This window comes from Nitratireductor mangrovi (assembly GCF_007922615.2).
Classification (GTDB): domain Bacteria; phylum Pseudomonadota; class Alphaproteobacteria; order Rhizobiales; family Rhizobiaceae; genus Mangrovimarina; species Mangrovimarina mangrovi.
Map to the genome: position 1 here is coordinate 3,619,755 of NZ_CP042301.2, position 17,257 is coordinate 3,637,011.

Consider the following 17,257-nt stretch of genomic DNA (forward strand, 5'->3'; position numbering starts at 1 on the left):
GATCGAAAATCGGCCCAGCGCCGACATTTCAGCTTCGCGAGGCGCCACCCTGATCTCCCTCTATGGTTGCCGTTGCGGAAACTGACTAAAGTCCCTGCGCGGCTGATTCTCTGCCTGGGCCGCTCTCGTCAGACTTCCTTGGAGGGACACCATGTCGAAGCGTCTTGCGGCCGAGTTTCTCGGCACGTTCTGGCTCGTATTTGCTGGCTGCGGAAGCGCCGTTCTGGCGGCGGCCTTCCCCGAGGTGGGGATCGGGTTGCTGGGTGTGGCGCTGGCCTTTGGCCTCACCGTGCTGACCATGGCCTACGCCGTCGGCGGCATCTCCGGAGGCCACTTCAACCCTGCCGTCTCTATCGGACTTCTGGTTGCCGGCCGCTTCGCGGCCAAGGATCTGATCCCCTACGTCATCGCTCAGGTGATCGGCGCTATCGTCGCAGCGATCGTTCTTTATGTCATCGTCAGCGGCAAGGCTGACTTCGTGTCGGTCGGCGGGTTTGCCTCCAACGGTTATGGTGAAGCATCCCCGGGTGGATATTCGCTTCTGTCCGCCTTGGTCATCGAGGTCGTCATGACCTTCATGTTCCTGATCATCATTCTGGGTGCGACGACGGATCGCGTGCCGGCCGGCTTCGCCCCGATCGCCATCGGGCTGGCGCTGACTCTGATCCACCTTGTGTCGATCCCGGTCACCAACACCTCGGTGAACCCGGCGCGCTCCACCGGCGTCGCGCTGTTCGCGGACGGGCCGGCGCTGGCGCAATTATGGCTGTTCTGGGTCGCCCCCATCGTCGGCGCTGCGCTGGCCGGAATTGTCCATCGCGTCCTCTTCGGCGACGACTGAGCCGTCGACCTCAGTCGGGGCGCGCCGCGGCCCGGCTGAGGTTCCACCCAACGGTTGGCAATACCCTGCCTGTGGTCCATGATGGCCATAGGCAGGGAGGCGACACGCCGACATGCGCGGGGTGGCTAGAACACATCCGGCCGCACAGGCCGGTGACCTCCGGCGAGGCCGGCTTGGCAGCACGGCCGTGGGGCTGCTTGCCGGCTTGCTGTTCCTTGGCGGCTGGACCGTCAAGGGCACCGAAGTCACGGAGCGCTATTACCCGATCGCCGGACGCTCTCACGCCGAGTTGCTGGCCTCGGTCAAGCGCCACGGCCCGCGTGGCGGCTCCGCTTACGGCATCGGCTTCATCGACTTCTTTCCCGGTTACCGCTTCGAGACGAAGAGCGGCGCGTGCCGTATCAGGGACGCCGATGTCGGGCTGCGCATCGCGCTCAAGTTGCCGCAATGGAAGGGGCCGGACGACGCGCCGCGTTCGGTGAAGCGGCTCGCCGCACGCTTCGAGCGTGCCATCCGGGCCCATGAATTCCAGCATGTGAAGATCGCCAAGCGCCACGCCCGGCGCATGGCCCAGGCGCTGTCCCGCATGCGCGCCGAGGACAATTGCTGGATTTTACGCCGAAAGGCGAACGAGCTGATCGCCCGCCACAAGAAGGAACACCTCGGCAGCCAGCGCGCCTTCGACAACCGGACCCGCAAGGGCATCAAGCGGCTGCTTTAGGTGTCCGCCCTCCGAGACGCTCGACGATCAGGCGAAATATTGCCCGCCATTGGCCGAGATCGTCGATCCCGTGATGAAGCCGGCCTCGTCCGAGGCCAGGAACACCACGCAGCGCGCGATCTCGTCGGCCTCGCCCAGGCGACCGACCGGTATCTGCGCGATGATGCCTTCGCGCACCTTCTCCGGAACCGCCATCACCATGTCGGTGGCGATATAGCCGGGGCAGATCGCGTTGACGGTGATGCCGTTGCGCGCGCCTTCCTGGGCCAGCGCCTTGGTGAAGCCGAGATCGCCGGCCTTGGAAGCGGAATAGTTGGCCTGCGCGAACTGCCCCTTTTGGCCATTGATTGAGGAGATGGTGATGACGCGGCCGAACTTGCGCTCGCGCATGCCGTTCCAGAGCGGATGCGTCATGTTGAAGACGCCGTTGAGGTTGGTGTTGATCACCTCCATCCACTGCTCGCGGCTCATGCGGTGGAACGGCGCGTCGCGGGTGATGCCGGCATTGTTGACCAGCACGTCGACCGGGCCGAGTTCGGCCTCGACCTTGGCGATCCCGTCGGCGCACGCGTCGTAATCGGCTACCGACCATTTGTAGGTCTTGATGCCGGTCTCGGCGGTAAACTTCGACGCCGCCTCGTCATTGCCGGCATAGTTGGCGGCAACGTTGAAGCCGGCTTTCTTGAGCGCGACGGAGATCGCTGCGCCGATGCCGCGCGAGCCTCCGGTGACGAGTGCCGTTCGTGACATGTGGTTCCTCCCATGTAGCGGGAGTAAAGCAGTAGGGCAGCAGGGCAGCATGTTTGCGCTGCCGCTTCGCCTCCCTTTCCTACGGCCTTACTCCCCTATTGCCTTACTGCCTCAGTTCATCGCCTCGACGCACATCGCGACGCCCATGCCGCCGCCGATGCACAGCGTCGCCAGCCCCTTCTTCGCGCCGCGGCGCTTCATCTCGTGGACGAGCGTGTTGAAGATGCGCGCGCCGGAGGCGCCGATCGGATGGCCGATGGCGATCGCGCCGCCGTTGACGTTGACGATTTCCGGGTTCCAGCCCATGTCCTTGTTGACCGCGCAGGCCTGCGCCGCGAAGGCCTCGTTGGCTTCGACCAGGTCGAGGTCCTCGGCCTTCCAGCCGGCCTTTTCGAGCGCCTTGCGCGAGGCCGGGATCGGGCCGGTGCCCATGATCTTGGGGTCGACGCCGGCGGTCGCCCAGGAAACGATGCGGGCCAGCGGTGTGACGCCCCGCCGCGTGGCCTCTTCCTCGCTCATCAGGATCACGGCGGCGGCGCCGTCATTGATGCCGGAGGCATTGGCTGCGGTCACCGAACCTTCCTTGTCGAAGGCGGGACGCAATTTCTGCATGCCCTCGATGGTCGCCCCGTGTCGAATATACTCGTCGTTCTCGACGACGACGTCGCCCTTGCGGGTCTTCAACGTCACCGGCACGATCTCGTCCTTGAACTTGCCCGCCTTCTGGGCCGCCTCGGCCTTGTTCTGCGAGGCAAGCGCGAAGGCGTCCTGATCGTCGCGGGTGATCTGGAACTGGCGCGCCACGTTCTCAGCCGTGATGCCCATGTGATAGCCGTTGAAGGCGTCCCACAGGCCGTCCCGGATCATGGTGTCGATCATGGCATAGTCGCCCATCTTCACGCCCGCGCGAAGATGCTGGCAGTGCGGCGACAGCGACATCGATTCCTGGCCGCCCGCGGCGATGATCTTGGCGTCTCCGGTTGCGATCTGCTGCATGCCGATGGCAATCGCCCGCAGGCCCGAGCCGCAAACCTGGTTGAGACCCCAGGCGGTCGTCTCCTTCGGCAGGCCCGCGGCGATCGAGGCCTGGCGGGCCGGATTCTGGCCCTGCCCGGCGGTCAGGACCTGGCCCAGGATCACCTCGTCGACTTCCCCGGCATCGACGCCTGCCCGTGCCATGACCTCCTTCAACGTCACGGCTCCAAGCTCATGGGCGGGCGTATTGGCGAAGGAACCGTTGAAGGAACCGACCGGCGTGCGGGCCGCGGCGGCGATGACGATGGCATTGGAAGCGGACATCACTGTCTCCCGTTCTGTCGAGTTGGCCGGCATGGGCCATGACTTTTCTTGCCCGTACCATGACATGAGTCAAACGGGAAATCAGCCACCCGATCATAAGCCTCGCGTGCAGACCGGACTGGCACACATGGTGCTTGATGCGGCGCGGCACCCTGTCTCCTGCACTGCACAAACCGCTTTCAATCGATGCGGGTTTCCGCCTATCCTGAAATGTGCGACATGTCGTGACCGCCGACGAAGCTTCGTTCGGCAATCAGGGAGGTTCGCGTGCCAGGCAAGGACGATCCGGTGATCATCAAGAAATACGCCAATCGCCGCCTCTACAACACCGGCACGTCCACATATGTGACGCTGGAAGACCTGGCCGAAATGGTGAAGCGCGGCGAGGACTTCACAGTACAGGACGCCAAGTCCGGCGACGACATCACACACCCGGTGCTGACCCAGATCATTTTCGAGCTTGAGAACAAGGAAGGGCAGAACATGCTGCCCGTCTCGTTCCTGCGCCAGTTGATCTCGTTTTATGGCGACCAGATGCAGATGATCGTGCCGAGCTTTCTCGAGCAGTCGATGATCGCCTTTGCCAAGGAGCAGGAGCGCTTTCGCGAGCAGATGAAGACGGCCCTCGGCAAGTCGCCGATGGAAATGATGAACATGTCGACGCCGATGAAGGCGATCGAGGAGCAGACCCGCCGCAACATGGAGATGTTCCAGAACGCCATGCGCATGTTCACGCCGTTCCCGCCCGCCGGCACCGGCGAGGCGAACGGCGAAGAGCAAGACGTGCAGCCGGACGACCAGCCCGCCGACGATTTGCGCGAGCTCAAGGATCAGATCGCCGCCATGCAGCGCAAGATCGATTCCATGAGCAAGGACTGACGGTCTACCAGCCGAGCGCCAGCCCGTCCTTGCGCGGGTCGGAGCCGCCGATCAGAAACCCGCTCTCATGGTCGATCGCGACGATCTGCCCGCCGCCATGCGGATTGGGCGCGTCGGCCACGCGGTGGCCCAGCTCTGCGAGCCGCCCGCGCACCGCGCCCGGGATTCCACTCTCCGCGCCCAACACCTCGCTGTCGCCCCAGAATATGCGGGCATGGTCGAGCGCCTGCTGCGGGTCCATCTGGTGGTCGAGCATGTTGGAGAGCACATGCGCATGCCCCATCGGCTGATAGGCCCCGCCCATCACGCCGAAGGAACATGCCGCGCGACCATCCTTCATGACCATGGCGGGAATGATGGTGTGCATCGGCCGCTTGCCCGGTCCAAGCTCGTTGGGATGGCCTTCTTCCAGCGTGAAGCAGGCGCCACGATTCTGCAGCGCGATGCCCGATTCCGGCGTCACCAGCCGGGCGCCGAAACCCGCATAAAGCGAATTGATGAAGGAGACCGCGCGGCGGTCGCGGTCGACGACGGTGAGATAGACCGTGTCTGAGTCGGGGAGCGGCGGCAGCTCCAGATGCGGGTTGCGGCCGCCGGGGTCGATGTTGCGGGCAAGTGAGGCCGTGACTTGCGGCGACAACAATGTCTCGGGAGACACCGCCATCGCGGCCGGGTCGGCAACCAGATGATCGCGGACATTGTAGGCTGCTCGCGCGCATTCGATCATCCGGTGGTAGCGCTCGGCGCTGTCGGCGGCCAGCCGGCCCGCCCCCGTGGCGGCAAACAGGTTGAGCAGGATCAGCGCCGTGATGCCCTGCCCGTTGGGCGGGATTTCCAGAACGTCGTAGTCTCTATAGCGGGTCCCGATCGGTTCAACCCAGTCGGCGGTGACGGCGGCCAGATCTTCCTCGTCGAGGAACCCACCGCCCGCCCGTACGACGGCCGCCATCTCCGCTGCGATCGCGCCTTCATAGAAGGCCGACGCTCCTTTGCCCGCGATGGCGCGCAAGGTACGCCCGAGCGCCGGCACGCGATGACGTGAAAACACTTTGGGCGACCGGCCGCCGGCCAGATAGTGGCGCGAACCGCCTGCGTCGGCCGCGAGACCCTCGACAAGGCCTTGCCAGTCGCGGGCAACACGCGGGTGAACGGCATAACCTTCTTCGGCGTACCCGATCGCGTCCGAAAGGAGGACCCCGAGCCCGCGTGTACCGAAGCGCGCCGCTAACGTCTCCCATGCCTTGATGGCGCCTGGCACCGTCACGCTCAGCGCTCCGGATTGCGGCATCTGGCGATGCCCCATCTCGCGATAACGCGCCGCGCTCGCTGCCTTCGGCGCCCGCCCGGACCCGTTCAGTCCGTGCACCGATCCGTCCGGCTCGGCGATGATGGCAAAACAGTCGCCGCCGATCCCGGTCATGTGCGGCTCGACAACCGCGAGCGTGGCCGCGGCCGCGATCGCGGCGTCGACCGCATTGCCGCCATCCCTGAGGATTGAAAGGGCCGTCATTGTCGCCAGCGGATGTGACGTCGCCGCCATGCCGTTTTCCGCAATCACCGGGGAGCGGCCCGTCCTGTCAAAATCACGCATCATGCTTGCCCTCTGATTGCCGACGATACGGCGAAACTATTTACACGACACGCGCCTACAGTTTCGCGGGCGGCTTCGATAGACCTAACCTCCAGCCAAAGGGAGGGCCAGGATGAACATGCTGTCACTGGAAACGGCAAACGCGATCATAAGTTCAGCCTTCGAGGAGGCGGCGCGGCTTGCCCTAAAGCCGATTGCGGTCGCCGTCCTCGACGCCGGCGGCCATCTGGTCGCCTACCAACGGCAGGACGGCTCGTCGCTGATGCGCTTTCAGATCGCTTTCGGCAAGGCCTATGGCGCACTGGCGCTCGGCATGGGCTCGCGCGCCATCGACCGCGCCGCGCGCGATCGCCCGCATTTCATCGCAGCCCTTTCCGACGTTTCCGGCGGCCGCATCGTGCCGGTACCGGGCGGCATGCTGATGAAGAACGCGGCGGGCGAGGTCATTGGCGCGGTCGGCGTCACCGGCGATACCTCCGACAATGACGAGGCCGCCGCCAGGGCTGCGATCGAAGCCGCGGGGTTCGCCGCCGACGGCGGCTGACGCCTCAGTGAAAGCTGACGTCGCGCCCGGCCGAGCGGATCGACACCGAGAACCCGGCGACCAGATCGACCAAAGTAATCACGGTGAGGATGAAAAACACTGAATGCGCCGCCCCGCGCACCAGCAGGAACTCGACCAGAAAGGCAACGAAGACAAAGGTCGACAGCAGATGGTCGAGAACCGAGGCATTTGATGTCCGGGTCGACTTCATGATCTCGAAGAACAGGAGCACGAGCCCGATCACGATCATCAGGTCGCCGAGCGTCATGGCGAAGACACCGCCGGACATCATCGGCACCGAGATCATCGGCTGCGCCCACGGATCGGCGCCGCCGCCGAACATGCCGGCAAGGCCGAGATTGTAAAGAATGAAAGGAATGATCAGCAGGGGGACGTGGCCCAGCATGGCGCGGCTCCGTGGCAGTTCCGTGCCACCGGTGTAGCCGCCGCGTCCGTTCCGTCAAGCGCCAGCGCGCCGGCGCCAACGAAAAAGGCCGGCGCGAAGCCGGCCATCTCAATCCCCGCGTAGAAAAGCGATCAGCTTTCCTTGGGCTCCAGAACCTGGCGGCCGCGATACATGCCCGTCTTCAGGTCGATGTGGTGCGGGCGACGCAGTTCGCCGGAATTGCGGTCCTCGACATAGGTCGGAGCCTTGATCGCGTCGGCGGAGCGACGCATGCCTCGCTTCGACGGTGAGGTTTTTCGTTTCGGTACAGCCATGGATCCTGCTCCATCACTCAAGTCGGTGCCCGCCGCGCCCTTCTCAAAAAGGACCGTTTCGGCAGGCGTTGTCTCGGAAGTCGCGTGCCTATACACGCTGATGCGGCATTTGACCAGCCGCGGCGCCTACTTTTTTTGAGCGTCGGTCAGCGAACGCAGGCGACGTAATCGCCAGCGCCCGCTGCCCTTTTTTCGATGGTGGCAGCAAGCCTGTTGAGCGCCTTGGTGGGTTTGCCAGGATTGCGTTCGCGCGGGTTGGGCAGCGTGACCGCGAGCAGCGCCGCCTGCCGGCGCGACAAGTCGCTGGCCGAGCGTCCGAAATGATGCTGTGCCGCGGCTTCGGCGCCATAGACGCCCGGCCCCCATTCCACGATATTGAGATAGATCTCCATGATCCGCCTCTTGGGCACGATCGCGTCGAAGACGATCGCCAGCGGCGCCTCGATCGCCTTTCTCAGCAGCGAACGGCCGTGCCAGAGGTAAAGGTTCTTGACGGTCTGCATCGGAATGGTCGACGCGCCGCGCGTCGGCTCGCCCGAAAGCGCATCGTCGATCACGACGTTGAGTTCGCCCCAGTCGATGCCACGGTGAGAGCAGAACTGGCCGTCCTCGGACATCATCACCGAATGAACGAGCACCGGGGCAATGTCGCCGATCGCCGCCCATCGCCGGTCGTAGCCGCTGCCCGTCACGAGATCCTTCATCATCAGCGTGGAGAGCGGGTGGACGAAGGGAGCGATGTAGAGCGCCGAAAGCGCCACCGGCAGCAATGCGAGGAGCAGTCCGGCGACGACGATGCGGCGAAGCCAGATCCTGCCCTTCGATTTGCGCGGCTTGCGCCTTGCCATTGCCTTCTCCGCCATGCCGCCTTCGCCGAAACAGCGCCCTCCCGCAATAGAGGGCAGCTTCGCCCCTTGCAACGGCGGAGCGTTCATGCCTGGCAGGACAGGCTTGACCGCGCCGCCAATTGCGGCCATCGCTCGCCGCCATGGACGATCAGATCGCGCTGCTCTTCGAAGAAACCCGCGCCATGCACGCCACCGCCGTGGAGACATTGCTGCGCGGCCTGCTCGGCGACCGGCCGCTGGATGGCGAGGTCACCCGCCCGCCTCGGCTCATGGCGGCCATCCGCCACGGTGTGCTCAACGGCGGCAAACGGCTGCGCCCCTTTCTGGTCATGGAAAGCGCCGCACTTTTCGGGCTCTCCGGCGAAACGCCGCTACGCGTCGCCGCCGCACTCGAGTGTATCCACTGCTATTCGCTGATTCATGACGATTTGCCGGCGATGGACGACGACGACCTGCGCCGCGGCCAGCCGACGGTGCATCGCGCCTATGACGAAGCAACCGCGATTCTGGCCGGCGACGCGCTTTTGACCTTCGCCTTCGACATGTTGTCCGATTCGAGGCTTTTGCTGTCCGATACGGCCCGGCTGGGCCTGATCGCGGGCCTGGCGCGCGCGGCCGGAATGGGCGGCATGGTCGGCGGTCAGGCGCTGGACCTCGAGGCGGCGCGCACGAACCCCGGAGAAGACGGGGTGCTCACCCTGCAGGCCATGAAGACCGGTGCGCTCTTGCGCTTCGCCTGCGAGGCCGGTGCGATCATGTCGGGCGCCAGAGAGGCCGAACGGGAAAGGCTCGCCGAATTCGGCACCGCGATCGGCCTCGCATTCCAGATGGCCGACGATCTTCTCGACCTGACCGCCGATGCCGCCACTGTGGGCAAGGCGACCGGCAAGGACGCCGGTGCCGGCAAGGCCACGTTGGTAGGGCTCCACAGCGAGGGCTGGGCCCGCGGACAGCTTGCCGGTCTGGTGCGCCAGGCGGAAGAACTCCTGCAGCCCTTCGGCGCAGACGCACTGATGTTGCGCGCGGCTGCGCACTTCATCGCCGACCGCCGCTCCTGACGGCTGCCGCAGCGTTAAGCCCAACTTAATCCGCTCGTTCGATATTTAGCCATCAGTTCGAGTGCGGGGTGGACGAGTTCATGTCCTCGAAGATTACGCGCGCCTATATGCGCGGCCGGCTTTATGTCGTTCTGACCGGGTTCGTGGTCGCGATCGCAGCCGGCACCGGCATCATGCTTTGGCAGGCGGAGAGGGCCAAGACCGATGTGAAGTTCGGCGCCGTCATCGCCTACATGGCCGATGCGACAAGTGACGTGCTTTACCACTCGCTCCGTCTCGACAATACGCGTATCGCCCCTCCTCAGGACATCAGCAACAATGTCGACGGCTCCACGCCTGCCGCGCGCAAGATCGAGCCGACGAAGCCGACCGCCAGCAAGGAACTGGTAGCGCAAATCCGCTCCGACCTCGACGCCGCCCTGGCGCGCCTCGCCGACGCCAATGACGCGCTTCAGCTCGCGGTCGAGGGCGACGTGAACATGGGCGAAAGCAAGATGATCACCGCCGCCGAACAGGCCGGCGGCGCCGACACGGGGCGCTACGACAACGCTACGCTGGCGTCGATTGCCGGCCTCACGCCGCCGGCATCTGTGGCCGCGATCTGGATCGGCGACGACAACCAGCACTCCTTGAAACGCGACGTCAAGGAAGTGCTGACCCATGCGGACCGGCTGGCAATCTTTCGCGACCTCACCCAACCTGTCGCGCAGCGCGTCTTCAAGCAGTTGAAAACACTCGCCAACGATCGCGTCAGGCCCAATTTGTCGCGCACCCTGCACGAGCTCCACAACGAGATGACCGGAACCTACGGCACCCTGCAATTCACCCTGCTGCTGGTCGCCGTCACGATCATTTCGGCAGGCGGCCTGCTCGCCCTGCGCGTCTTCGACCCGATGATGCGAAACATCCAGGCCGCGCACGAGAACCTGCGGCAGGCCAAGGAAACGGTCGAGGAAGCCAAGGTCAAGGCCGAGTCGGCCGACCGCGCCAAGTCCGAGTTCCTCGCCAATATGAGCCATGAAATCCGCACCCCGATGAATGGCGTGCTCGGCATGGCTGAGCTCTTGAGCCGCTCGGAGCTGGACAAGCGGCAGGGGATGTTCGTCGACGTCATCCTCAAATCGGGCAACGCGCTCCTCACCATCATCAACGACATTCTCGACTTCTCGAAGATCGATGCCGGCCAGCTCGAGCTGGACCCGGCCCCGTTCCGCCTCGGCGAGGCGATCGAGGACGTCGCAACGCTCGTCTCGGCCAGAGTGGCCGAGAAGGATCTCGAGCTGATCGTTCGCGTCGACCCGACGTTGCCGTCGACCGTTGTCGGCGATGTCGGCCGTTTCCGCCAGATCGCCACCAATCTGGTCGGCAACGCGGTGAAATTCACGGAGAAAGGCCACGTGCTCGTCGACGTTTCCGGCGAGGAAAGGGATGGCGTCCTGCAGGTGACGGTGCGGGTCGAGGATACCGGCATCGGCATCCCTGCCGACAAGCTCGCTTCGGTCTTCGACAAGTTCGCCCAGGTCGATGCCTCCTCGACGCGGCGCCACGAAGGGACGGGTCTAGGCCTTGCCATCGCGTCGCGCCTGATCGAACTGATGGAAGGCGAAATCTCCGCCGAGAGCGTGCTTGGCAAGGGTTCCACCTTCTGGTTCACGGTCCCGCTGCCTGTCGACGAATCCGGCTACGGCGAGAAGCCGGTACCCTTCGATGTCTCGGGGTCGCGCATCCTCATCGTCGACGACAATCCCATCAACCGCGACATCCTAGTCGAGCAGCTGCGCAGTTGGGGTTTCGACTGCGCGGCCGTCGAGAGCGGCGCCACCGCGCTGGCGTTCCTTTCGCGCGCCACCGAATTGGGAAGCCATGTCGACGGTGTCATTCTCGACTTCCAGATGCCGGGCATGAACGGCGCCGAGACGGCGCGCGCCATTACGTCCGATCCCAGAACCGCGCGCATGCCGATCGTGCTGTTGACCTCGGTCGACCAGTCCGAAATCGGTCGGCTGGCCGCCGAATGCGGCGTCTCGGCCCAGCTCCACAAGCCGGCTCGCTCCTCGGCCCTTTTGGAAACCCTGGTCTCCGTGCTGCAGTCGTCCAAAGCGTCTTCGGCGCCGCTGGAGGTGAAGGCCAATCCGATCCCGTTCCCGACCCCTCAACGACCCAGGCCGGCGCCGGTCGCAGAGCGCAGGATTTCTGCCGCAAGCCTCAGGGAGCCGGCTTCACTCGACGTCCTTGTCGCCGAGGACAACGAGGTCAATCAGCTCGTCTTCTCCCAGATACTGGATGGGCTCGGGGTTTCCTATCGCATCGCCGGCAATGGCCGCACCGCCGTCGACATGAACCGCGCCCTGAAGCCAAAGATCATCTTGATGGATGTGTCGATGCCCGAAATGAACGGGCTCGAGGCAACTCGCACCATCCGCGAGGCCGAGGCGGACACCGGCCACCGTACCCCGATCATCGGCATCACCGCCCATGCCCTCAAGGGCGACCGCGAGAAATGCCTCGAAGCCGGCATGGACGATTATCTGTCGAAACCGGTCTCGCCAAACAAGCTTTCGGTGAAGATCGAGACCTGGCTTGGCGGCGGAGAAATGGCACGCACCGCCTGAGCCAAGTCAGCGATTGCGCAGCACGATACACGAACCGCCTGCACGCCGCAGCGAGTGGCAGATCGCGTCGGCTGCCTGGCGCGTGGCCGCGCCGATCCTGACAGCGTAAAGCCCGCGCCGCCCGCGGGGCGTTCGGATGCGGCTGACCACAGGTTCCTGATCGCCGATCTGGCTTGCGAACCGCGATCGCAGCCGCTGATATTGTCTCACGGCCACGGCACGGCGGAAATCGCCGGCAACCTGGATGCCCCATGGCTGTCGATGCACACTGGCCATGGCAACCGTATCGGCGCCTTCTGACGGCAACGCCCGGCACGCCGCGGCGAACGGCTTCTTGCCGTCGAGCGGCCGCACTGCAACCGGCGCCGTGCGCGCCACGAAGGCATCGGCCGGCTCTCCCAGAATGTCGAGCACGTAGTTCTCTGTTTCCAGCGGCAGGAAGCCTCCGCTGGCAAGCCAGCGCCGCACCCGCTCCTCCCCGGCATTGTAGGCGGCGGCCGCCAGACCGAGGTTCCCGAACTTGTCCCTGAGGATGCCGAGATAGCGTGCGGAGGCGGGTATGGCCTGTTCGATGTCGAAGCTGTCGTCCAGTCCTCGCAGTTTCGCGGTGCCGGGCATGAATTGCGCGATGCCCTCGGCGCCTGCCGGGCTCACCGCTGCCGCGTCAAAGCGGCTTTCCTTCCACAGCAGGCGGGCAAGGAAGGCCTCCGGAAGCCGCTCGCGCCGGGCATGGAGCCCGGCAAGATCGCAAATGCGCGCGATGGAGAAAGGAATTGTCGGCGCCGGCTTCGGCGGGTCGGCAGCCGTGGAGCCGACGCATGCGAGCAGCGCAGCCGCACACCAGCGGGCAAGCCTATTCGGCGGCGCTACGTGCACCCTGCCCGAAGCGGCGCTCGACATAATCCGCCACCATCTTTTCGAATTCCTCGGCAATTCCCGCGCCCCGCAGCGTGGCGGCCTTGCGGCCGTCGATGAAGACCGGCGCAGAAGGCGTCTCGCCCGTACCGGGCAACGAGATGCCGATATCGGCATGCTTGGATTCGCCGGGGCCGTTGACGATACAGCCCATGACGGCGACCTTGAGTTCCTCGACGCCCGGATAGCGGTCGCGCCAGACCGGCATGTTGCGGCGCAGGTCTTCCTGGATCTTCTGCGCCAGTTCCTGAAACACAGTCGACGTGGTGCGGCCGCATCCTGGACAGGCCGCCACCACCGGCACGAACTGGCGAAACCCCATCGTCTGCAGCAGTTCCTGCGCCACCTGCACCTCGCGCGTGCGGTCACCGCCCGGTTCGGGTGTCAGCGAGATGCGGATCGTATCGCCGACCCCTTGCTGCAAGAGGATGCCCATCGCCGCCGAAGAGGCAACGATGCCCTTTGTGCCCATGCCGGCTTCGGTGAGGCCGAGATGCAGCGCATGGTCGGAACGCCGCGCCAGTTCGGCATAGACAGCGATGAGGTCCTGCACCTGACTGACCTTGGCCGACAGGATGATCCTGTCGCGCGGCAGCCCGATCTCCTCGGCCAGTTCGGCCGAGATCAGCGCCGACTGCACGATCGCCTCGCGCATCACCTCGGCCGCCGTCAGCGGCGAACCCTTGGCCTGGTTTTCATCCATCAGCCGGGTGAGCAGTTCCTGGTCGAGCGACCCCCAGTTGACGCCGATGCGGACCGGCTTGTCGTGGCGGATCGCCGTCTCGACAATGGCGCCAAACTGGCGGTCGCGCTTTTCGCGGAAGCCGACATTGCCGGGGTTGATGCGGTACTTGGCGAGCGCCTCTGCGCAACCCGGATGGTCGGCCAGGAGCTTGTGGCCGATATAGTGGAAATCGCCGATCAGCGGCACATCGATTCCGAGTCGGGCAAGGCGGTCACGGATTTTCGGTACCGCGGCCGCACTCTCGTCGCGATCGACGGTGATGCGCACCAGTTCCGAGCCGGCGCGGTGCAGCGCCGCCACCTGTGCCACGGTCGAATCGACATCGGCGGTGTCGGTATTCGTCATCGACTGCACGACGACCGGTGCGTCGCCGCCAACGACGACACCGCCCACATTGACGCCGACCGAGGGCCGGCGCGGCAGGGGCGTGGTCAGATAGCCGGTCATGACCGGTCTCCCGAACGAATTGCTTTCGGCCATCAGGTGGCGAAGGCAGGCTCTCCTGTCAACTCCGCATCCCCGGCGCGGCCTTTCGGCAACCGTAGTACCACTGTCTTTTTTGCAGCGCACAATCTCCTATATTGCGAGCCACCGAACGACACGAGTGAAACGGAGTCACAACCATGGCACGCAAGACCGCAATCATCACCGGCTCGACCTCGGGTATCGGACTGGCCGTCGCGGAGCGTTTTGCGGCCGATGGCTTCGCCGTGGTCATCAACTCCTACTCCGACGGGGAGGAAGATCATGCGATTGCCCGCGACCTCGCGGCAAGGCATGACACCGACGTCGCCTATGTTCAGGCCGACATGTCGAAGCCCGACCAGTGCCGGCGCCTGGTCGCCGAGGCTGCGGAGCGTTTCGGCGGTATCGACGTTCTGGTCAACAATGCCGGCATCCAGCATGTCGCGCCGATCGAGGATTTTCCGACCGCGAAATGGGACGCAATCATTGCGATCAACCTTTCCTCCGCATTTCACACCATTGCTGCCGCGGTGCCGCTGATGAAGAAGGCCGGCAGCGGCCGCATTATCAACGTCGCCTCGGCGCATGGCCTCGTCGCCTCGCCCTACAAGAGCGCCTATGTCGCGGCCAAGCACGGCATCATGGGTCTCACCAAGACGGTGGCGCTGGAACTCGCCACCAGCGGCGTCACTTGCAACGCCATCTGTCCCGGCTATGTGCTCACGCGCCTCGTCGAGTCGCAGATTCCGGATCAGATGAAGACGCACGGCATGGACCGTGAGACCGTCATCAAGGAGGTCATGCTCGACCGGCAACCGACCAGTGAGTTCGCGACGGTCGAACAGATCGCGGCCACCGCCGCGTTCCTGGCCTCGGACGCCGCCGTCCAGATCACCGGCACCCACATTTCGGTTGACGGAGGCTGGACCGCGGCGTGAGCGATCAAGGGCGCCGCAGCGTGCGGAGGCTGCCAGATGATGCCTGAGGAAAAACGCAAGAACATCAAACAGGTCAACGTCGCGCTGCAGGGCGGCGGCTCGCACGGCGCCTTCACCTGGGGCGTGCTCGACGGCCTGCTTGAGGATGGCCGGATCGGTTTCGCCGCCATTTCCGGGACCAGCGCCGGTGCCATGAACGCGGTCGCGCTCGCTGACGGCTGGGTGCGCGGCGGGGCCGACGGCGCCCGCCAGAAGCTCTACGATTTCTGGCGCGCGGTGGCGGTAAAGGGGCGCTTCAGCCCGGTCCAGCGCAACCCGTGGGATATGCTGATGGGCAACTGGTCGGTCGCCAACACGCCAGGCTATCTGTGGTTCGACGCGATCTCGCGCACGATTTCGCCCTATCTGGCCAATCCGCTCAACATCAACCCGCTGCGCGAGGTGGTGGAACGCGAGATCGACTTTGGCAGTGTCCGCTCCTGCGACGCCATGCAGCTTTTCATCTCCGCGACCAATGTCCAGACCGGCAAGCTGAAGGTGTTTTCGACGTCGGAACTGTCGCGCGACGTGGTGATGGCGTCGGCCTGTCTGCCGCACCTGTTTCAGGCCGTAACGATCGACGGCACGCCCTACTGGGATGGCGGCTATGGCGGCAACCCGGCGATCTATCCGTTTTTCGGCGCCAATCACGTCGAGGACGTGCTGCTGGTCCAGATCAACCCGGTGAACCGGGAGGCGGTGCCGCTGACCGCGAACGAAATCCAGAACAGGATCGACGAGATCACCTTCAACGCCTCCCTTCTGAGCGAGTTTCGCGCCATCGCCTTCGTCAAGGAACTGATCGCCGCGGGCCGCCTCGGTCAGAGCGAGTATCGCGACATCCGCATGCACCGCATCGACGCCGACGAGGCGCTGAAGGATCTGACTGCGGCCTCGAAAGTCAACGCCGAATGGGCCTTCCTCGAATATTTGCGCGATCTCGGCCGTTCCGCGGCCCAGGACTGGCTGGCAGAGAATTTTGACGCACTCGGCGTGAGGCAGACCCTGCCGATCGAGGAAGAGCTGGACAAGTCACCGTCGATCCGGCCGCGCCAGCTCGGCAAGCGCGTCCGCGAATTCCTGGCCCGGCGCGAAAAGCCGGCCGCGATGCGCGGCCGTCACGGCTGAACGGCAAGGGCGGCGAGCCGCACCAGCTGCCCCGCCAACCGGCGCTGCTCGGCCGCATCAGCGACGCGCATCTTCATGCCCTCGAGCCCATCGAGAACAAGTGCCGCAAGGCCGTCCGCGGAGAACCCCCGCTCGGATAGGTCGACCTGCCTGGCGTCCGCTTCGGCGGAAATCGCCGCGGCCATCAGCCCGGCAAAGCCCTGCCGCCACTCGGCCATGAGGTCGGCGGCGAGGCTGTTCTTCATGTCGAGAATTTCGGCCCCGTGCTCCGACGCCAGGATCGGAGCCATGATTTCGAGCAAGCCATCGTCGATCGCCCGGGAAAGCCGGGCCGCGAAGCCATCGTCGCCGGCAAGCGCCAGTTGCGCCTTGGCCAGTGAATCCCTGAAGAAGCCGGTCGCGATGGCCCGGTAGATGTCGCCCTTGTTCCTGAAGACGAGATAGAGCGCCGGGCGCGAAAGGTCGGCCGCGCGCGCAATGTCGTCCATCGTCGTGCGCTGGAAGCCGTAAGCGAGAAAGACCTTCATCGCGCCCTCGAGGATGCGCGTGCGCCGGTCCCGCTCGATGCTTGCTGCCGCTTCGTTCAAGTTTCTGCTCCGTTCGAACGTCTCTTGACAAAATTACAGAATTTGTCAAGATGTTCATCGTGCGGTCATGCGCCGCCAGCGCCCATGGACGACAACGAAGGGTATCCCCATGCACCTTACCGTCAATGGAAATGCCATCGACATCGACGCCGACCCGGAGATGCCGCTCCTGTGGGCGCTGCGCGATCTGGCCGGCATCCTCGGCCCCAAATTCGGCTGCGGCATCGCCGCTTGCGGCGCCTGTACGGTACTCGTCGACGGCGTGCCGGTACGTTCCTGTTCATTGCCTGTCGGGGCCGTCGAGGGTGCAGTGACCACGATCGAAGGGCTGACGACCGACGAGGGCCTTTCCGTCGTTCAGAAGGCCTGGATCGAGGAACAGGTGCCGCAATGTGGCTACTGCCAGGCCGGCCAGATCATGAGCGCCCACGCCTTGCTGGAGGAAATCCCGGACCCTAGCGACGCCGACATCGACAACGCCATGGCCGGCAATCTGTGCCGCTGCGGCACCTATCCGCGCATTCGGGCCGCCATCAAGCGCGCGGCGGTCGAGAAAGCCAGGATGGGAGCCTGAACC

The 17,257-nt window shown here is 65.0% G+C and carries 18 protein-coding genes; 9 read left to right on the forward strand and 9 right to left on the reverse strand.

Features of this window, described 5'->3' with window-relative positions; genetic code table 11:
• Positions 1-151 precede the first annotated feature (151 nt).
• Positions 152-841 (forward strand): aquaporin Z, encoded by a 690-nt coding sequence (gene aqpZ, locus FQ775_RS17670; protein ID WP_146298698.1) that lies wholly within the window; start codon positions 152-154, stop codon positions 839-841.
• Between the two features lie 187 nt (positions 842-1,028).
• Complete coding sequence (locus tag FQ775_RS17675; RefSeq protein ID WP_167813035.1) at positions 1,029-1,562, forward strand: DUF922 domain-containing protein; 534 nt, start codon at positions 1,029-1,031, stop codon at positions 1,560-1,562.
• 27 nt (positions 1,563-1,589) lie between these two features.
• Here FQ775_RS17675 and phbB read toward each other — a convergent pair whose 3' ends face one another.
• Together phbB and FQ775_RS17685 are read right to left on the reverse strand one after the other, a co-directional pair.
• Complete coding sequence (phbB, locus tag FQ775_RS17680; RefSeq protein ID WP_146298700.1) at positions 1,590-2,312, reverse strand: acetoacetyl-CoA reductase; 723 nt, start codon at positions 2,310-2,312, stop codon at positions 1,590-1,592.
• Between the two features lie 111 nt (positions 2,313-2,423).
• A complete protein-coding gene (locus FQ775_RS17685; protein WP_146298701.1) occupies positions 2,424-3,611 on the reverse strand; it encodes an acetyl-CoA C-acetyltransferase in 1,188 nt (395 codons plus the stop codon).
• Between the two features lie 267 nt (positions 3,612-3,878).
• Between FQ775_RS17685 and phaR the strand changes: the two genes are divergently transcribed.
• The gene (gene phaR, locus FQ775_RS17690) at positions 3,879-4,490 is read left to right on the forward strand and encodes a polyhydroxyalkanoate synthesis repressor PhaR (protein ID WP_146298702.1); all 612 of its coding nucleotides are present in this window, start codon (positions 3,879-3,881) and stop codon (positions 4,488-4,490) included.
• 4 nt (positions 4,491-4,494) lie between these two features.
• On the opposite strand, the gene FQ775_RS17695 is transcribed toward phaR, so the two are convergent.
• Positions 4,495-6,084 carry a gamma-glutamyltransferase family protein gene (locus FQ775_RS17695; protein WP_349291486.1) on the reverse strand — a complete coding sequence of 530 codons (1,590 nt, stop codon included), beginning with the start codon at positions 6,082-6,084 and terminating at the stop codon, positions 4,495-4,497.
• A 109-nt stretch (positions 6,085-6,193) separates the two neighbouring features.
• Here FQ775_RS17695 and FQ775_RS17700 point away from each other — a divergent pair, with 109 nt between their 5' ends.
• Positions 6,194-6,625, forward strand: coding sequence for a GlcG/HbpS family heme-binding protein (locus FQ775_RS17700; RefSeq protein ID WP_146298703.1), 432 nt, complete (start codon positions 6,194-6,196; stop codon positions 6,623-6,625).
• A 4-nt stretch (positions 6,626-6,629) separates the two neighbouring features.
• Here the strand turns inward: FQ775_RS17700 and FQ775_RS17705 are convergent, their stop codons facing one another.
• The 3 genes from FQ775_RS17705 to FQ775_RS17715 all read right to left on the reverse strand — a co-directional run bounded on the left by FQ775_RS17705 (position 6,630) and on the right by FQ775_RS17715 (position 8,193).
• A complete protein-coding gene (locus tag FQ775_RS17705) occupies positions 6,630-7,031 on the reverse strand; it encodes a hypothetical protein (RefSeq protein WP_146298704.1) in 402 nt (133 codons plus the stop codon).
• Positions 7,032-7,162: 131 nt separating this feature from the next.
• Positions 7,163-7,345, reverse strand: a complete 183-nt coding sequence (gene rpmF, locus FQ775_RS17710) for a 50S ribosomal protein L32 (RefSeq protein ID WP_146298705.1) — start codon at positions 7,343-7,345, stop codon at positions 7,163-7,165.
• Between the two features lie 146 nt (positions 7,346-7,491).
• A complete protein-coding gene (locus FQ775_RS17715; protein WP_146298706.1) occupies positions 7,492-8,193 on the reverse strand; it encodes a biosynthetic peptidoglycan transglycosylase in 702 nt (233 codons plus the stop codon).
• A 140-nt stretch (positions 8,194-8,333) separates the two neighbouring features.
• Between FQ775_RS17715 and FQ775_RS17720 the strand changes: the two genes are divergently transcribed.
• The gene (locus FQ775_RS17720) at positions 8,334-9,251 is read left to right on the forward strand and encodes a polyprenyl synthetase family protein (protein WP_146298707.1); all 918 of its coding nucleotides are present in this window, start codon (positions 8,334-8,336) and stop codon (positions 9,249-9,251) included.
• Between the two features lie 80 nt (positions 9,252-9,331).
• Complete coding sequence (locus FQ775_RS17725; RefSeq protein WP_246730163.1) at positions 9,332-11,863, forward strand: response regulator; 2,532 nt, start codon at positions 9,332-9,334, stop codon at positions 11,861-11,863.
• A gap of 6 nt (positions 11,864-11,869) precedes the next feature.
• Here FQ775_RS17725 and FQ775_RS17730 read toward each other — a convergent pair whose 3' ends face one another.
• Both FQ775_RS17730 and ispG read right to left on the reverse strand, forming a co-directional pair.
• Complete coding sequence (locus FQ775_RS17730) at positions 11,870-12,763, reverse strand: lytic transglycosylase domain-containing protein (RefSeq protein ID WP_146298708.1); 894 nt, start codon at positions 12,761-12,763, stop codon at positions 11,870-11,872.
• The gene (gene ispG, locus FQ775_RS17735) at positions 12,717-13,970 is read right to left on the reverse strand and encodes a flavodoxin-dependent (E)-4-hydroxy-3-methylbut-2-enyl-diphosphate synthase (RefSeq protein ID WP_146298709.1); all 1,254 of its coding nucleotides are present in this window, start codon (positions 13,968-13,970) and stop codon (positions 12,717-12,719) included. Before ispG ends, FQ775_RS17730 begins: the two co-directional genes overlap by 47 nt.
• 176 nt (positions 13,971-14,146) lie before the next feature.
• Between ispG and FQ775_RS17740 the strand changes: the two genes are divergently transcribed.
• Both FQ775_RS17740 and FQ775_RS17745 read left to right on the forward strand, forming a co-directional pair.
• Complete coding sequence (locus tag FQ775_RS17740) at positions 14,147-14,926, forward strand: 3-hydroxybutyrate dehydrogenase (RefSeq protein WP_146298710.1); 780 nt, start codon at positions 14,147-14,149, stop codon at positions 14,924-14,926.
• A 36-nt stretch (positions 14,927-14,962) separates the two neighbouring features.
• Positions 14,963-16,093 (forward strand): patatin-like phospholipase family protein, encoded by a 1,131-nt coding sequence (locus tag FQ775_RS17745; protein ID WP_146298711.1) that lies wholly within the window; start codon positions 14,963-14,965, stop codon positions 16,091-16,093.
• Here FQ775_RS17745 and FQ775_RS17750 read toward each other — a convergent pair.
• A complete protein-coding gene (locus FQ775_RS17750) occupies positions 16,084-16,680 on the reverse strand; it encodes a TetR/AcrR family transcriptional regulator (RefSeq protein WP_246730164.1) in 597 nt (198 codons plus the stop codon). The genes FQ775_RS17745 and FQ775_RS17750 overlap by 10 nt on opposite strands.
• A gap of 109 nt (positions 16,681-16,789) precedes the next feature.
• Here FQ775_RS17750 and FQ775_RS17755 point away from each other — a divergent pair, with 109 nt between their 5' ends.
• Positions 16,790-17,254 (forward strand): (2Fe-2S)-binding protein, encoded by a 465-nt coding sequence (locus FQ775_RS17755; RefSeq protein WP_146298712.1) that lies wholly within the window; start codon positions 16,790-16,792, stop codon positions 17,252-17,254.
• The last annotated feature ends 3 nt before the right edge of the window (positions 17,255-17,257 follow it).

Bases quoted from the DNA above. Each gene is read 5' to 3' on its own strand.
- aqpZ (WP_146298698.1), top strand. From the start codon at position 152: ATGTCGAAGCGTCTTGCGGCCGAGTTTCTCGGCACGTTCTGGCTCGTA.
- phbB (WP_146298700.1), bottom strand. From the start codon at position 2,312: ATGTCACGAACGGCACTCGTCACCGGAGGCTCGCGCGGCATCGGCGCA.
- FQ775_RS17685 (WP_146298701.1), bottom strand. From the start codon at position 3,611: ATGTCCGCTTCCAATGCCATCGTCATCGCCGCCGCGGCCCGCACGCCG.
- FQ775_RS17695 (WP_349291486.1), bottom strand. From the start codon at position 6,084: ATGATGCGTGATTTTGACAGGACGGGCCGCTCCCCGGTGATTGCGGAA.
- FQ775_RS17700 (WP_146298703.1), top strand. From the start codon at position 6,194: ATGAACATGCTGTCACTGGAAACGGCAAACGCGATCATAAGTTCAGCC.
- FQ775_RS17705 (WP_146298704.1), bottom strand. From the start codon at position 7,031: ATGCTGGGCCACGTCCCCCTGCTGATCATTCCTTTCATTCTTTACAAT.
- rpmF (WP_146298705.1), bottom strand. From the start codon at position 7,345: ATGGCTGTACCGAAACGAAAAACCTCACCGTCGAAGCGAGGCATGCGT.
- FQ775_RS17715 (WP_146298706.1), bottom strand. From the start codon at position 8,193: ATGGCAAGGCGCAAGCCGCGCAAATCGAAGGGCAGGATCTGGCTTCGC.
- FQ775_RS17720 (WP_146298707.1), top strand. From the start codon at position 8,334: ATGGACGATCAGATCGCGCTGCTCTTCGAAGAAACCCGCGCCATGCAC.
- FQ775_RS17725 (WP_246730163.1), top strand. From the start codon at position 9,332: ATGTCCTCGAAGATTACGCGCGCCTATATGCGCGGCCGGCTTTATGTC.
- FQ775_RS17730 (WP_146298708.1), bottom strand. From the start codon at position 12,763: ATGTCGAGCGCCGCTTCGGGCAGGGTGCACGTAGCGCCGCCGAATAGG.
- ispG (WP_146298709.1), bottom strand. From the start codon at position 13,970: ATGACCGGCTATCTGACCACGCCCCTGCCGCGCCGGCCCTCGGTCGGC.
- FQ775_RS17740 (WP_146298710.1), top strand. From the start codon at position 14,147: ATGGCACGCAAGACCGCAATCATCACCGGCTCGACCTCGGGTATCGGA.
- FQ775_RS17745 (WP_146298711.1), top strand. From the start codon at position 14,963: ATGATGCCTGAGGAAAAACGCAAGAACATCAAACAGGTCAACGTCGCG.
- FQ775_RS17755 (WP_146298712.1), top strand. From the start codon at position 16,790: ATGCACCTTACCGTCAATGGAAATGCCATCGACATCGACGCCGACCCG.